15 protein-coding genes are annotated in these 14084 nt (G+C 72.2%); 8 read left to right on the top strand and 7 right to left on the bottom strand.

Features of this window, described 5'->3' with window-relative positions; all coding sequences use genetic code 11:
- The first annotated feature begins 10 nt into the window (after window positions 1–10).
- Complete coding sequence (locus DP107_RS04125) at window positions 11–535, top strand: DUF5817 domain-containing protein (protein WP_144260888.1); 525 nt, start codon at window positions 11–13, stop codon at window positions 533–535.
- Window positions 532–1014: a hypothetical protein gene (locus tag DP107_RS04120; protein ID WP_238330771.1), complete on the top strand. Its 483-nt coding sequence runs from the start codon at window positions 532–534 to the stop codon at window positions 1012–1014. Before DP107_RS04125 ends, DP107_RS04120 begins: the two co-directional genes overlap by 4 nt.
- A gap of 115 nt (window positions 1015–1129) precedes the next feature.
- Here the strand turns inward: DP107_RS04120 and DP107_RS04115 are convergent, their stop codons facing one another.
- Window positions 1130–2578: a replication factor C large subunit gene (locus DP107_RS04115; protein ID WP_144261253.1), complete on the bottom strand. Its 1449-nt coding sequence runs from the start codon at window positions 2576–2578 to the stop codon at window positions 1130–1132.
- Window positions 2579–2892: 314 nt separating this feature from the next.
- On the opposite strand from DP107_RS04115, the gene DP107_RS21365 reads away from it, so the two are divergent.
- From DP107_RS21365 to DP107_RS04085, 6 genes are read left to right on the top strand one after another with little or no spacing between them, the layout of a single operon-like run.
- A complete protein-coding gene (locus DP107_RS21365) occupies window positions 2893–3735 on the top strand; it encodes a transporter substrate-binding domain-containing protein (protein ID WP_238330770.1) in 843 nt (280 codons plus the stop codon).
- Between the two features lie 4 nt (window positions 3736–3739).
- Window positions 3740–4465, top strand: a complete 726-nt coding sequence (locus DP107_RS04105) for an amino acid ABC transporter permease (RefSeq protein WP_144260887.1) — start codon at window positions 3740–3742, stop codon at window positions 4463–4465.
- Window positions 4462–5211, top strand: a complete 750-nt coding sequence (locus tag DP107_RS04100) for an amino acid ABC transporter ATP-binding protein (RefSeq protein ID WP_144260886.1) — start codon at window positions 4462–4464, stop codon at window positions 5209–5211. Before DP107_RS04105 ends, DP107_RS04100 begins: the two co-directional genes overlap by 4 nt.
- Window positions 5208–6200 (top strand): amino acid ABC transporter permease, encoded by a 993-nt coding sequence (locus DP107_RS04095; RefSeq protein WP_394348523.1) that lies wholly within the window; start codon window positions 5208–5210, stop codon window positions 6198–6200. The genes DP107_RS04100 and DP107_RS04095 overlap by 4 nt, the downstream gene beginning before the upstream one ends.
- A 51-nt stretch (window positions 6201–6251) precedes the next feature.
- Entirely contained in the window at window positions 6252–7079 is an 828-nt protein-coding gene (locus tag DP107_RS04090) for a metal-dependent hydrolase (protein WP_144260885.1), read from the top strand.
- The gene (locus DP107_RS04085; protein ID WP_144260884.1) at window positions 7076–7603 is read left to right on the top strand and encodes a GNAT family N-acetyltransferase; all 528 of its coding nucleotides are present in this window, start codon (window positions 7076–7078) and stop codon (window positions 7601–7603) included. Before DP107_RS04090 ends, DP107_RS04085 begins: the two co-directional genes overlap by 4 nt.
- A gap of 4 nt (window positions 7604–7607) precedes the next feature.
- On the opposite strand, the gene DP107_RS04080 is transcribed toward DP107_RS04085, so the two are convergent.
- From DP107_RS04080 to gatB, 6 genes are all read right to left on the bottom strand, one after another.
- Window positions 7608–8162, bottom strand: coding sequence for a hypothetical protein (locus DP107_RS04080; protein WP_144260883.1), 555 nt, complete (start codon window positions 8160–8162; stop codon window positions 7608–7610).
- 76 nt (window positions 8163–8238) lie between these two features.
- Window positions 8239–8862, bottom strand: coding sequence for a GNAT family N-acetyltransferase (locus tag DP107_RS04075; RefSeq protein ID WP_202877339.1), 624 nt, complete (start codon window positions 8860–8862; stop codon window positions 8239–8241).
- A 57-nt stretch (window positions 8863–8919) separates the two neighbouring features.
- Window positions 8920–9669 (bottom strand): metal-dependent hydrolase, encoded by a 750-nt coding sequence (locus DP107_RS04070; protein ID WP_185977162.1) that lies wholly within the window; start codon window positions 9667–9669, stop codon window positions 8920–8922.
- 88 nt (window positions 9670–9757) lie between these two features.
- A complete protein-coding gene (locus DP107_RS04065; protein ID WP_144260881.1) occupies window positions 9758–11530 on the bottom strand; it encodes a S8 family serine peptidase in 1773 nt (590 codons plus the stop codon).
- Window positions 11531–11576: 46 nt separating this feature from the next.
- Window positions 11577–12206, bottom strand: coding sequence for an ArsR/SmtB family transcription factor (locus tag DP107_RS04060; RefSeq protein ID WP_144260880.1), 630 nt, complete (start codon window positions 12204–12206; stop codon window positions 11577–11579).
- A gap of 218 nt (window positions 12207–12424) precedes the next feature.
- Window positions 12425–13912 carry an Asp-tRNA(Asn)/Glu-tRNA(Gln) amidotransferase subunit GatB gene (gatB, locus tag DP107_RS04055; protein ID WP_144260879.1) on the bottom strand — a complete coding sequence of 496 codons (1488 nt, stop codon included), beginning with the start codon at window positions 13910–13912 and terminating at the stop codon, window positions 12425–12427.
- Window positions 13913–14084 lie beyond the last annotated feature (172 nt).

Below are 14084 nucleotides of genomic sequence, written 5' to 3'. Positions count from 1 at the left end.
AGAGAGGGGTATGTACGCGGTCGTCGGCTGCTCGGACTGCGAGGCGCTGTGGGTCGTGGAGGGGCGGCCGGACACCACCTCCTGTCCGCGGTGCGAGCGACGTCACCAGCACAAGAAGCTGAAGAAGTTCGTCACCCGCGAGACGGCGAGCGAGGCAAAGGACGCCCGGACGCGGCTGCTCGCCAAGCGCGGCGGCTACGAGGGTGCCGCCCGGGACCTGGAGGGGTTCGAGCGGCTCGGCGACGAGGCGATGGCCGCGGGGATGAGCGACGAGGAGTTCCTCGACGCGTCGGGCGTCGACACCGATGCCGTCGAAGCGGCCGCCGAGCGGACCGCGGGCGACGGGCGGAGCCTCTCGCGGACGGAGGCGGTCCGGACGGCACTCCGTGAACTCGAGGCCCCCACGGACGCCGCCGTCCGCGAGTTCGCCGCCGACCACGGCGTCCCCGCCGAGGCCGTCGACCGGCTGCTCGGGAAGCTGGAGCGCACCGGCGAGGTGACCCGGACGACCGACGGCGGCTACCGACTACTGTGACCCCCGGCGAGGGGCGCGACACCCCGGACGCAAGCGCCGGGGACGGTGCGGGCAGCGGCGATGACGAGGAGTACGAGGAGCTCTACCCCGACGGCGACGGGCTCGCGCCGCTCGGGATGGACGGCGTGACGATCGGCGACCTCGACCCCGGGCCGCTGGTGACGGGTGCGTTCGTCGGTCTGGCCGGCCTCCTGTTCCTGGTGCAGCCGGTCGTCCCGTTCGTGGAGCTGGGGCCGCTCCGGCTGCGACCGGTGGCGCTGTCGGCGCTCGCGCTGGCGGTCGGGCTCTGGGTCGGCACCGTCGTCTACCTGGCCCGTGGCAAGCGCCTCGTCGGCGGGGCCCACGCCGTCGGCGCCGTCGGCTGGTCCGGCATCGTCCTCGGCACCGCCACCGGCAACGGTGCCGTCCTGCTCGGTGCGGTCGTCCTGCTGGTCGTCGGGATGCTCGCCCTGGCCGTCGAATCGCGGCGCTACGCGTGAGTGGCCGGGAGTAATAGCGTTATCCACGGTATATCTACCGTACCTCCCTCGTATGATGCCGTGTTCGCCCGTTCGATAGGTGTTCGAGAGGTTTTCCGAATGCCCGCGGGGTGAGTCACATGAAATCCCCGAGTCCGGCCTGCTGGTCGTCCTCCTCGGCGGCCTCCGCGTCGGCCCCGTTGTCATCGTTCTCCTCGCCACCGCCGGGCGTGGCCTTCGCGACCTGTTCGGCCTCCGGCTCGCCGTCGTCCTCGGCGTCGGCCTCCGCCCCGGCGACGCCGCCGGCGAAGGCGCCGCCGGAGTGGTCGACGGCCGCCTGCTCGCGCAGCTCCTCGGCGTCCGCGACGATGTCCTGCACCTTGTTCGTCGACTCGCCGCTGCCAGTGACGAAGGCGACGTGGTCGGTGTCGAGCTCGTAGCGTGCGGCCATCCGCACGGTCAGCTCGCGGTTGGTGCAGTGGTGGGTCATCACCGCGAGGAAGGGCATGATCTCCCGGCGGGCGGTCGCCGTCGAGACGCCGGCGGACTCGGCGATGCGTTCGGCGACGTAGTCCCGGGTCGAGTCCCGTGTGGAGCGGTAGGGTGCGCCGCCGTAGCGGGTCCAGCCGTCCCGGTCGCGCTGTCGGGCCGCGGCCACCCCGGCGGCGATGTTATCGGTCGCGTAGCGCCAGTAGGTGTAGTTCTGGGTCGCACGCACACGCCCGAGCCAGCAGTCCGCCTTCGCGAGGTAGCCGTAGGCGTCGGCGATCTCGTCGCCCTCGTACACCTTCGGGACCTTGTCCTCGACCCACTGGAGCAGGTCGTCGGGCGTCTCGTCCGTGTCGTAGGCCGTCCGGAGCGCCGCCTCCGGGGACTCCTCCTTAAGCACGGCGTCCAACAGGGAGAAGATGTCCTGCGTGCGGTCGCGACTCCCGGTGGCGACGTCGTCCTCCGTGACCCGGTCGCGGCCCTCGGCGGCGGCCTGGAGGTCCTTGATTGCACCCCGGAGGTCACCGTCGTTGGTCTCGGCGATGGTCTCCAGCGCCTCGCTCTCGTACTCGACGTCCTCCTTCCGGCAGATGTCCCGCAGCACGGGCAGGATGGAGCGCCTGGAGACGTCACGGAACTCGATGTCACGGCACGCCCCCCGGAGTCCGCGGGACATCTCGTAGAAGTCGTTGGCGATGAGGACGACCGGCTGGTTGGCCGCCTTGACCAGGCTGGTCATCGCGCTGGCGCCGCCGCGGTCCTTGTGCTGGTGGAGGTTGTCCGCCTCGTCGAGGACGACCAGCTGGCGCCCCGTCGAGGTGAGCGACTGGTTCATCGCGGCGCCGCCGGCGACGCGTTCGATCCGGTCGCGGGTCCGGGAGTCCGAGGCGTTCAGCTCCATCACCGACCAGCCCATGTCGTTCGCGAGCGCGTGCGCGGCGCTGGTCTTCCCGACCCCAGGGGCGCCGTAGAGGACCACCGCCTCGCCGTGGTCGTCCCACGTCTCGGCCCACTCCCGGAGCGCGTCCCGGGCCTTGTCGTTGCCCCGGACCTCCGACAGCGCCGTCGGCCGGTATCGCTCCGTCCAGTCCATTATCGGATGCAGGCGGGGACCGGTCTTGAACCCGGCGACGGCGACTCCGCGGATGGCGGGCCCGCACCGCTCTCGGCTCGGCATGGCGCGGGCCCGCCGGAGGCGCAGCGACCCGTCCTCCGCGGCATCGGGCGTCGACGAGGGGTGGTCGCGGGCCCCTCGAGGGTCCACGGCAGGTGGGACGAGGGACCGGACGAACGCCCAGTTCTGGCCGGCTTTCAGCCGGCTTCGTGCCACCAGCTTCCGGGGACCCGTCGAATCCCGCGAACCGTTACCGAAGGGAAAGCTACTAACAAGAGATATGGGTATACATAGCCATGCCTACCGACGGGGATACCGACCGGCGTTCGTATCTGAAAGCAGTCGCTGCGGGGGGTGTCGTCGCGCTCGCGGGCTGTACCGGCGACGGCGGGGACGGTGGCGACGGCGGGTTCATGCCGGGGTCGCTCGACGACCTCTCGGGGCACCCCATCGGGGCACAGAAGGGGACCACCGGGGAGAGCGTCATCCAGGAGCAGCTCATCGACGCGGGCGAACTCGAGGAGTCCAACTACAACGCCTACGACAGCTACACGCTGGCGGTGCAGGACCTGGAGAACGGCAACATCGACGCCATCGTGCTGGACGAGCCGGTCGGTGCGACCTTCGAGTCCCAGCGCAGCGTCCTGGTGTCGTTCATCTACGAGACGGGCGAGATGTACGGCTTCGGCGTTCGCGAGGGCGACAGCGACCGCCAGCAGGCCCTCAACGAGGGGCTCCAGGCCGTCCGGGACAACGGGACCTACGAGGAGCTCCGCAACGGGTGGTTCGGCGAGGGGGACGGCGGCAGCAGGAGCGTCGACAGCAGCGGCGACGACGGGGCCGACGGGCCGGAGATCGTCGCCGGGACCGCGCCGGGGTTCCCGCCGTTCGAGATCAAGGAGGGCGGCGAGCTGACGGGTTTCGACGTGGAGCTGTTCGAGGCCATCGTCGCCGAGACGGAGTACCAGTTCGGCGGCTGGCAGGAGTTCGAGTTCGACGCGCTCATCCCGTCACTCCGCGACGAGAAGATCGACGCCATCGCCGCGGCGATGACCATCACCGAGGACCGCGACGAGACCATCGACTTCTCGGACCCGTACTACAGCGCCGACCAGTCGATCATCGTCCGCGAGAACTGAGTCGATGACGACCGTGGTCGCGTTGGCCGTCGGGGAGGTCGGCCTCGGCGTCGTCCTGCAGGCCGGCGACTGGGCGTTCGTGCTCCGGAACGCGGAGTTCCTGCTGCTGGGCGCCGGCATCACGGTCGCGCTGACCCTGACGAGCGTCCTGCTCGGCCTGCTGGCGGGGCTCCCGGCCGGCATCATCGAGGTGTACGGCAGCGGAGCGGTCGTGGGCGCGGTGAGCCGGCTCGGCGTCCTCTTCCGGGGAACACCGCTGCTGGTCATCCTCGCGTTCACCTTCTTCGTCAACCCGGTGAACGTGGGCGCGTTCGAGGCCGCGACGCTGGGGCTTGGGCTGCGGAGCGCCGCCTACCAGTCGCAGATCTTCCGCGGCGCCATCCAGAGCGTGAGCGAGGGGCAGATGGAGGCGGCCCGCTCGGTCGGGATGAGCCAGGTCGAGGCCATCCGCCACGTCATCGTGCCGCAGGCGCTCCGGCGGTCGATCCCGGGGTTCCAGAACGAGTTCACCATCGTCCTCAAGGACACCAGCGTGGCCTTCTTCATCGGGCTGGCGGAGCTACTGACGCGGGGGTTCAACCTGTTCACCCAGACCGGGCAGTCGACCGCCATCCTGGAGGTCGTCCTCGCGGTGTCGCTGGTCTACTTCGTGCTGACGGTCGCCACCAACCAGGGGTTGGACTACCTGGGCCGGCGCTTCGCCGTTCCGGACTCTGGGGGTGAACGATGAGCCTGCTCCGCTTCGAGGACGTCCGGCAGTCCTACGGTGCCGAGGAGGTGCTGCGGGGCATCTCCTTCGAGATGGACCGTGGCGACGTGGAGGTCGTCATCGGTCCCTCCGGCAGCGGCAAATCGACGATGCTGCGCTGTGTGAACCGGCTGACGGAGGTCGACGCCGGCACCATCTACCTCGACGGCGAGGCCATCACCACCCCGGATACGGACGTGAACGACCTCCGACGCCGCGTCGGGATGGTGTTCCAGGACTTCAACCTGTTCGCCCACCGGACCGCGCTGGGCAACGTCACCCTCGGGCTGGAGGAGGTGCTCGACTACCCGCGGGAGGAGGCCCGCACGGAGGCGATGGCCCAGCTGGAGCGGGTCGGGCTGGCCGACCAGGCCGACTCCTACCCCGCCGAGCTGTCGGGCGGCCAGAAGCAGCGCGTCGGTATCGCCCGCGCGCTGGCGATGGACCCGGAGCTGATGCTGTTCGACGAGCCGACCAGCGCGCTCGACCCCGAGCTCATCGGCGACGTGCTCGCGGTGATGCGCGACCTCGCCGAGGAGGGGATGACGATGCTGTGTGTCACCCACGAGATGGGCTTCGCCCGGTCGGCCGCCTCCACGGTCTCCTTCCTCGACGGGGGCCAGGTCGTCGAGCGCGGGCCGCCGGCACGGCTGTTCGAGTCGCCCGCGAACGAGCGGACCGGCGAGTTCCTCGAACGGCTCACCAGCCTCCACGGGGGGGAGCAGTGAGCACGGAGGCCGCCGACGAGCCCGGGGAGCCGGCGACCGCCCGCGGCAGCGTCGGCGTCGAACTGGGCCGGCGGCCCCTGTTCTACGCCGTTCTGGGCCCGTTCTGGGCGTGGCTGGTCGTCCGATGGGTCCACGACTGGGTCCTCGCCCCCGAGCTCAACGTCACCGCCCGGGAGACGTTCTTCCCGACGGCGTCGCTCGTCGCAGCGGGGACGACCCTCCGCGGGGCCGGCGCCCCGGCGCCGGTCGCGGGCCTGCTCGACTGGCTCGCCGGCGGGATGGACTTCGTGGCCCTCGGCGTCGAGGCGCTCCCGCAGCTGGCGGCGGGCGCCTGGGCCACCATCGTCCTCACCGTCGTCTCCATCCTCGCCGGGCTGGTGCTCGCGGTGCCGCTGAGCGTGGCCCGCGTCTACGGCGGTCGGGCGGCCCGCTATCCGGCCCTGGCCGTCACCGAGCTCATCCGCGGGACGCCGCTGCTGGCGCAGCTGTTCGTCCTCTACTTCGGCCTGGGCCTCACCCAGTACGTCCGCGAGGTGCCCGGCGTCGGCGTCGCCGTCCTGCCGGACACGGCGGTCGTCGTGGCGCTCATCGGCTTCACCATCAACTCCGCGGCCTACCAGTCGGAGTATATCCGGTCGGCGCTGCTCTCGGTCGACAGCGGCCAGCTCACAGCCGGGCGCGCCATCGGCCTCTCGAAGGTCGACGCCATCCGTCACGTCGTGCTCCCGCAGGGGCTGCGCTTTGCTATCCCCGGCTGGTCGAACGAGCTGGTCTACCTCATCAAGTACTCCTCGCTGGCGAGCTTCATCACGGTCCGGGAGCTCTTCTTCCGGGCCGAGGAGATCGGCAACGCGACCTACCGCTTCGTGGAGGTCTACACCGTCGCGGCGCTGTTCTACATCGCGCTGGTGATCTCGGCGTCGGCGGTGATGAGCTACGTCGAGGGGCGGGTGGCCATCCCCGGGCTCGGGGGGAAGGGTCGCCGGTAGCGCCGGTCGGGCCGGCGAAACGGCTTTGTCCGCTCGTCACCCTCTCCCAGTGTGCCCTCGACGGTCGTCCACGTCGCGTTCGGGCTCCTCGTCGCAGCGGCCGTGTCGGGACCGTACCTCGACCGTCGGGCCCTGCTCGTCGTCGCCGCGGCCGTGGTCGTCGTCGACCTGGACGCGGCCACGAGCCTCATCCTGGAGTCGACCCACCGGGCGCTGTTCCACACCGCGCTCATCCCGCTGTTCGCGGCGGTCTACCTCTACGCGGAGACCCGGCTGAGCGAGCGCTCCCTCGTCCGGGAACGCTACGGCGACCGCGGCGTCCGGGTCGCGTGGGCCACCATCGCCGCGGTGGTCGTCTCGGCCATCGGCCTGGACATGACGAACCCGAACGGCGTGAACCTGCTCTACCCGCTCCACGACCAGTTCTACGCGTTCGACGGCGCCGCCAACGTCTCCACGCGGGCCGGCCCCCAGCAGTCGTTCGTGGAGTTCGAGACGGCCACCCCGGAGCCCGGCGGGGGCGGCGGCAGTGGTGGCACCCGTGTCGACGTCGGGGCCCAGGGGTCGACGGATGACTACCGCGTCGGGAGCGGCGTCAACCCCGACGAGGGTGCTGAGTCACCGGACACGCGGCGGGTCTTCCCGGTCGTCTTCCGGGGCTGGCAGCTTCTGCTCGTCCTCGGGAGCGTCGTCGGCCTGGCCGCCCGCTTCCGCCTCGCGCCCGACGGGCCGGACGCCCCGCCGGCCGACAGGGCGGGCGCGGACGCCCCGCGACCGGCGGTCCGGCGCGTCGAGGGGTCGACGACGGACGGCGGGGGCCCGGGAACCGACTCGGGCGGGGAGCCGCCGCCCGACACCGAGGACAGGGGGGACCCATGACCGACGAGCCGTCGCCGGCGGTCCGCCCGTACGACCCGTCCCGGGACGTCGACGGGCTCTGGGCGGCCAAGCGCGCGTTCGAGCTCGGGCTCGGGGCGGCCGGCGACGACGGGAAGGAGGCCGCGTACGCCGGGAAGCTGACCCCGTCATACCGCGAGGACTGGCTCGACTGGGTGCGCCGGTGCGTCGACGACGACGCGGGCTGCGTGCTGGTGGCCGAGGGCGACGGCGCGGAGGGCCCGGACGAGACGGCCCCACTGGCCGGCTACGCCTTCCTCCTGCCCGAGCGCCTCGACTTCGTCTGGGACGCGGCCGTACTGAACGAGCTGTGGGTCGCCCCGCCGCACCGGGGGACCGGGCTGGCCGACGAGCTCCTCGAGGGGGCACTGGCACACGCCCGGGGACAGGCCCTCCCGCTGGACCGGCTGCTGCTGGACGTGGACACGGCGAACGGGCGGGCGCGGGCCTTCTACGACCGCCACGGCTTCGAGCCGTGGGGGGACCTGGTCGCGCGGGAGCTGTGAGCCGTCAGTCGGTGACCGTCGCGATGAGCCCGCCGATGGTGCCGAACACGAACGGGTAGACGAGGCCGGCGAGCAGGACCCCCGTGGCGATGACCGGGCCGGCGTCGCCGCCGCCCGCCTGGAAGGCCACCAGGTCGACGACGACGAGGACGAGATAGCCCATGACGACGCCGACGACGCCCAGCAGCGCCTCGGCCGGCTCGTCGATGTCCCCGTACTGGCCGACCGCGAGCCCGGCCGCGATCAGTAGCAGCGGCGGGATGACGTAGAGCAGGGCGGTGAAGCCGTCCTCACCGCCGACGAAGCTGCCCGTGCTGCTGCCGAGGACGCCGAGGTCGAACTGCGTCTCGACGAAGTGGGCGTTGAAGAACACCCAGCCGACCGCCCTCCACGTCGGGAGGTCACCGCCGAGCGCGTCGAACACCTGTCGGAGCCCGCTGTCGCGGAGGCTGCCGGAGGTGAGGACGAACACGAGCACGTAGCCGACCAACTCCGCGGCCGCACCGGCGACGGCGCCGACGGCGAGCGGGACCTCGCGGTCGCCAACTGAGACAGACATAACGGTCAGCGATGGTCGCGGGGGTCGAAAGTAGCTTCCGGCCGTCCCGGCCGCGGCGAGGTGCGGGCACGCCCGCTCAGTCGACGACCAGGTCCGACACGGGCGGCGCCCCGGTCGCCGCGGCCCACTCGGACTGCGTCACGGAGAACCGCACCACGTCGACGACCTCTCCACCCTCGTAGCGCATGAACGCCCGGAGCGTCCCCTCCTCGCGCCCGCCGAGATCGTCCATGTAGCCCCGGACGGCCCGGAGCGACGGCTCGTTGTCGACGTTGACCGTCACGACGAGGGTGCCACAGTCCAGCCGGTCGAAGGCGACCCGGGCCAGCGCCCGGGCCCGCTCGGCCGCGTAGCCGTTCCCCTGGTGCGCGGGGCGGAGCCAGAGCCCCATCTCGGCCCGGTCGTGCTCCCAGTCCGGCCTGAGCCCGGTCATCCCGGCCACCTCGTCGGGGGCCTCGCGGGGAGTGACGACGTAGTTCGCGGCCTCGCCCTCGGCGAACGCCGTCTCGCAGTCGGTCAGGAAGTCGTGGGTTGCCTTGGGCGTCTCGTGGGGGTCCCAGGTGAGATACCGCGTCAGATCGTCGATGCCGGGCGCGTCGCGGCTGCAGTGCTGGTACAGCGTCAGCGGGTCGACGGTCTCGGGCGTGGCGGCACGGAGGTAGAGCCGCTCGGTCCGGAGTTCACGGGGGAACAGCGCCATACCGACCGTCCGGCCGGGGACGGCTTCAGCGTTGGCCACTGCCGCGACGGTCGCCGGTCAGTCGTCGGTCGGCGCAGGCCCCTCCTCGGTCGCGGGGGCGGAGGCGTCGGCGTCCGTCCCGTCGGCCGCATCCCCGGCCGTCACGGCCGCCGGCACGCCGGAGCGGGCGGCGGTCCACCCGATGGCCGGCGCGCTGGCCAGCACGAGCAACTGCCAGCCCGAATCCACGACGGCGAAGGTCCGCTCGACGTCCCCGTCCGGCCCCCGGGTCGGGTTGAACGGCGACCGGAGGAACCGGCTCCCGGTGTCGCCCTGCTGGCCGACGTACACCGCGTGGCCGTCGACGTCGAACCGGACGTACGTCTGGACGAACAGCTCCTGATTGGTGAACTGGATCTGCCCGATGATGCCGTAGAACATGTCGTGAAGGGGCCAGAGCGGGTTCGCCGCCGCGATATTGAACAGGTCCAGCCCGATGCCGACGACGGCGTAGACGAGTACCGCGACCCACGCCAGACGCACCCCAGCGGAGCCGTACCGGCCCCGGAAGCGGCGGCCACGGCGCGCGTCGACGTAGACCGCGAACGCGGCGAGGCCGGGGAGGAACACCGAGTGGAGGACGGCGCCGTGGGTGCTCTCCGGGACCGGCAACCCGCCGGGCACCGCGAGCAGCCCGATGACGGCGTCGAGGTCCGGCGCCGCGCCCGCGAGTGCGGCGACGACCGCGGTCCGCCGGTCGAACGCGGGGCCGAGGACCGCCGCTGCCAGGATGACGCCGAGCGCCGCATGCACGACCGTCGGTGGCACAGGCTGGTGTGGGTGGGGCGCGAGTATGAACGTTCGGCCGTCGCGTGGCCAGCGACGATACCGCTCCGACCCCGAATCGGGCGGCCGGCTATCGCCGGACGGCGGGGAGCGCCCGGGTCGATTCGACCGGGGTCGCCGTCGTCGCCGTCCCGGTCTCCGGGGCTGACCCCGACGCGTCGGTGTGGTTCCCGTCATCGGCCGCGTCCCGGGTCGCCCCGTCGACTTCGGCTTGAGCCGTACCGACGGCCGTGTCGTTCGCGCCGGCGAACCGGGTGTCGGCCGCCGCCGCCGCGGCGCGGGCGTCGAGCAGTCCCGCCCCGGTGGCCGGGTCGGGACCGGTCGCGGCCACGTCGCGGGCGCTCGCGGTCAGCACCGACCGGAGTTCGGTCGCGGTCGCGTTCGGGTGCCCGTCGACCAGCAGGGCGGCGGTCCCGGCCACGTACGGCGCGGCGAAGGAGGTGCCTCCCGTCGCGCCCGTCCCGGGCGCGACCACCGCGTCCGGGGCGACCACGTCGACGCCGGTCCGGTTCCCGGCGGGGCCGCGCGAGCTGAACGGGGCGACCGACTCGGCCCCGTAGTCGTAGACCCCGACGGCGAGCACGCCGGGCTGGCTCGCGGGGACCGCCAGGCTCCCGTTCCCCGTCCGGTGGCGGAGGTCACGGGTGGCGAACAGCTCCAGCCGGTGTGGCGTCGAGACGTTGTCGGCCGCCACGGCCAGGTAGTACCGCCCCCGGGGGACGGTGGCGTCGAGGTAGACGCTGGACCCGTTGCCCGCCGGGGCGACCGAGGTGACGAGACGCTGGCCGCCCGCGCCCCGGCGGAACAGGTGGAGTTCGTACTCGCCCGTGGTCGTGTTCGGCGCGTCACCCGTGGTACCCGTCGCGTTCCGCCCTTCGCTGGCATTGGCCGTGGCGTTCCCGGGCGCCGGCGACCACTGCAGGCTGGCGCGGACCCGGCCCGCGAACGCCTCACCGCCGGCGAGGGCGTTCCCCTCGACGCCCGGCTCGAAATCGACCCAGCGACGGTCGTCCGGCTCGTGGACGCCGCGCCAGTGGCGCTGCGCGTAGTTGCCCGCCGACGTGACGAACAGCGTCCCGCCGGAGGCGTTCCGGGCGACCGCTGCCAGTCCGTCGGTACCGGCGTCGCCGTGGCCGAAGTAGCTCCCCGCGTCGACGATGACGTCGGCGCCTGAGTCCCGGAGCCACGTGACCGCGCGGCGGTACTCCGCCGTGCTCGTGCCGGCTCCGACCGCGGCGGCGTGGATGTCGGCGTCGGGCGCGGTGTCGGCGACCACGCTCGCGACGGCCGTCCCGTGGTCAGCCCCGCCGGCGGGGCCGAAGGAGCGGTAGGCGGCGATGTGTCCGGCCAGCTCCGGGTCGGAGATGCGGAAGCCCCCGCCGACGATGCCGACGGTGACGCCGTCGCCCGTCAGTCCGCGCTCGTGGAGCCGGTCGGCGCCGATACGCCGAACCCCGGCGGCGACCCGGCCGGGGTCGGCGTGCTCGGCGCGTAGCCGGACCATCCCGACCGCCGGGTCCGAGGAGAGGTCCCGGACGGTCGACAGGGGAACGTACCCCTTGGCGTGGCGAGTCCCCTGCCGGACGTACCGCCGGCGCACGTCGAGCCGGTCGGCCGACAGCGACCCCTCCCCCCGGAGCCGGACCGTCACCAGCACCTCGCGGTCGACGGCGACCGGCGAGGGGGCGTCGTCCCGGAGCAGCCCCTCGAGCCGCTCGACCGCCCGCCGGTCATCGGCGGACGCCCGCTCGGGTGGGGCGGTGTCGACGACGAGCACCGGTGCGAGCGGCGCCAGGAGTAGCGCGGCGACGAGCACCAGCTGACAGGCGGTCTCGCGGTTCATGCTTCGGGAAATCGGGGTCGTGGGAGTGCGAAAAGCGTTCGGCCGCCTATGTGGTGGTCCAGCGCGAGAGGGCGACGACCAGGCCGGCGACGAGCAGGCCGCCGGCCAGGAAGACGGCGCCGACGGGGAGGGCAAGCGGCGCGACCCCGCCGCCGAGACCCTCGCCGATGCGGGGGAGTTCACCGGTCGCGGCGGTCCCGATGCTCGGGACGACCAGCCACTGGACGAGCAGGCTCGCGACCGCGAGGACTGTCAGGGCCGGAAGCAGGCTGCGCAGCGAGTCCAGCAGCCCGCCGTCGTGCTCGCGGGAGCCGACGAAGACGACCGTCGGGTCGCTGGCGGGCGCGTACACGCTCATCTCGCGTCCCTTCGAGGAGTAGCGTGTCTCGCGGACCTCCACCAGATCCGCCTCCTGGAGGCTGTTGAGATGGTGGCGGGCGTTCTGAAGCGAGGTGTCGACCCGGTCGGCGACCTCGGAGGCGGTCGCCGGTTCCTCGTGGAGCGATGTGAGGACCGACCGTGCGGTATCCGAGGCCAGCGACGACAGCAGGTCCCCGGCCTCGTCGGAGTCGAGCCACATCGTCTGGAGTTCCCCCTCCTCCCGCCCGTCCGCCTCGTCCGCTACATCCCCCGACCCGACCTCGGTGTCCGTGTCGGAGGACAGAAGTTCGGACATCAGCGGAGGTTGCGACGCCGACGGTTTAAACTTTGAGGACGAGCCGAGCATAAAACGACCCGGAGTGACACGGAACGCCCCGTCAGCCCCGTCTGAGGGACGTATCCGCGCATCGCTGGATAACGTCATCCAGCGATCGCCGGTTGCGGCATCGGCCGGTGCTGTCGGTCGGGACGATTCCTGCGGCGGGTCACGGGCGGCGGTCGGGGACCGGGCGGTCAGTCCCCGGCCAGCGCCTCGCGCAGGAGTTCGTTGACCGTCCCCGGGTCGGCGCTCCCGCCCGTGGACTGCATCACCTGGCCGACGAGGAAGTTGAGCGCGCCGTCCTCACCGGCGTGGAAGTCCGCGACGGCGTCCGGGTTCGCCTCGATGGCGTCCCGGACCGCGTCGGCGACCTCGTCGTCGCCGGTCTTGCCGAGCCCCTCGCGCTCGACGATGGTGTCCGGGTCCTCGCCCCCGTCGAGCATCCCGCGCAGCACCGTCTCGTGGGCGTTCTTGGCCGTGATCTCGTCGGTCGCGACGAGCTCGACCAGCCGCGTCACCTCGTCCAGCCGCCCCTCGACGTCCGTGACGTGCATGTCCCGGTAGTTGAGTTCGCCCAGTAGCTCGTCGGCGACCCAGGTGGCCGCCAGCCCCGGGTCGAACGCCTCGGCCACCTCCTCGAAGAAGTCCGCCACCTGTTTCGTCGAGGTCAGCTTGTCGGCGGCCTCCCGCGAGAGGCCGTACGCCTCGCGGAACCGCTCGCGCCGGGCCGCCGGCAGCTCGGGGATGGCGATGCGCTTCTTCCAGTCGGCCACGCGGAGCGGCGGCAGGTCCGCCTCCCGGAAGTAGCGGTAGTCCTTCTCCTCCTCCTTGGTCCGCATCGAGAGGGTGACGCCCTTGGACTCGTCCCAGTGGCGGGTCTCCTGGGCGACGTCGGCACCGCGCTGGATGGCGTTCTTCTGCCGGGACTGCTCGTAGGCCAGCGCCTGCTCCGCGCCCTTGTGACTGGAGATGTTCTTCACCTCCGTCCGGTTGGCGGATTCGAGCGTCGACCCGTCGATGGCGCCGTCGTCGGCGACCGCGTCGGCGTCGACCATCGAGAGGTTGGCGTCCACGCGCAGGGAGCCGTCCCGGGTCGCGTCGAACACGCCCAGATACTCCAGCACCTCCTCCAGCTTCGCGAGGAACGCCCGGACCTCGCCGGGCGACCGGAAGTCCGGCTCCGTGACGATCTCCATCAGTGGCGTTCCGGCGCGGTTGTAGTCGACGAGCGTGTAGTCCGCCGTGTCGATGTCGCCGCCGACGTGCTGGAGACTGCCGGGGTCCTCCTCCAGATGGGCCCGCCGGATGGCGACCGCGCGGTCCTCGCCCTCGACGGAGAACTCCAGCCGGCCGTCCTGGCAGATGGGGGCGTCGTACTGCGTGATCTGGAAGTCCTTCGGGAGGTCGGGGTAGTAGTAGTTCTTCCGGTGGAACCGGGTCTCCACCGGGATGTCCGCGTCGATGGCCTTGCCCACCTTCACCGCGGCCTCGACGGCCGCCTCGTTCAACACCGGCAGTGCGCCGGGCAGCCCGAGACAGACCGGGCAGGTCCGGCTGTTGGGCTCGTCGGCCGGCTCGGTCGAACAGCCACAGAAGATCTTCGTGTCCGTCTCGAGCTGGACGTGCACCTCCAGCCCGATGACGGTCGCGAGGTCGCGCGCCTGGGCGGTCTGTGCGGTCATTACGGCGTTATGGGGTGGGTGGGCGCTTTAGCCTGACGGACGGGGGCCCGGCCCGCCGGCACCGGCCCGGACCTCCGGCGTCACGGTCGGGGCCGCCCGGCCGAGGCCCGGCGGAATCGCGGACCCGGCCCCGTCTTCCGGCGTGTCCGCCCGATGTCTCACATATCGGGAG

Origin of the sequence: Haloglomus irregulare, from assembly GCF_007421925.1 — an archaeon.
GTDB classification, from domain to species: Archaea; Halobacteriota; Halobacteria; order Halobacteriales; family Haloarculaceae; genus Haloglomus; species Haloglomus irregulare.
The sequence above is the reverse complement of the archived record's forward strand: the minus strand, read 5'-3'. Positions and strand labels throughout refer to the sequence as shown.

What these genes read in the sequence shown, in the direction of transcription:
- DP107_RS04060 (WP_144260880.1), bottom strand. Translation starts at nt 12,206, where the DNA reads ATGTCCGAACTTCTGTCCTCCGACACGGACACCGAGGTCGGGTCGGGG.
- DP107_RS04075 (WP_202877339.1), bottom strand. Translation starts at nt 8,862, where the DNA reads ATGGCGCTGTTCCCCCGTGAACTCCGGACCGAGCGGCTCTACCTCCGT.
- DP107_RS04080 (WP_144260883.1), bottom strand. Translation starts at nt 8,162, where the DNA reads ATGTCTGTCTCAGTTGGCGACCGCGAGGTCCCGCTCGCCGTCGGCGCC.
- DP107_RS04085 (WP_144260884.1), top strand. Translation starts at nt 7,076, where the DNA reads ATGACCGACGAGCCGTCGCCGGCGGTCCGCCCGTACGACCCGTCCCGG.
- DP107_RS04100 (WP_144260886.1), top strand. Translation starts at nt 4,462, where the DNA reads ATGAGCCTGCTCCGCTTCGAGGACGTCCGGCAGTCCTACGGTGCCGAG.
- DP107_RS04105 (WP_144260887.1), top strand. Translation starts at nt 3,740, where the DNA reads ATGACGACCGTGGTCGCGTTGGCCGTCGGGGAGGTCGGCCTCGGCGTC.
- DP107_RS21365 (WP_238330770.1), top strand. Translation starts at nt 2,893, where the DNA reads ATGCCTACCGACGGGGATACCGACCGGCGTTCGTATCTGAAAGCAGTC.
- gatB (WP_144260879.1), bottom strand. Translation starts at nt 13,912, where the DNA reads ATGACCGCACAGACCGCCCAGGCGCGCGACCTCGCGACCGTCATCGGG.
- DP107_RS04125 (WP_144260888.1), top strand. Translation starts at nt 11, where the DNA reads ATGTACGCGGTCGTCGGCTGCTCGGACTGCGAGGCGCTGTGGGTCGTG.
- DP107_RS04065 (WP_144260881.1), bottom strand. Translation starts at nt 11,530, where the DNA reads ATGAACCGCGAGACCGCCTGTCAGCTGGTGCTCGTCGCCGCGCTACTC.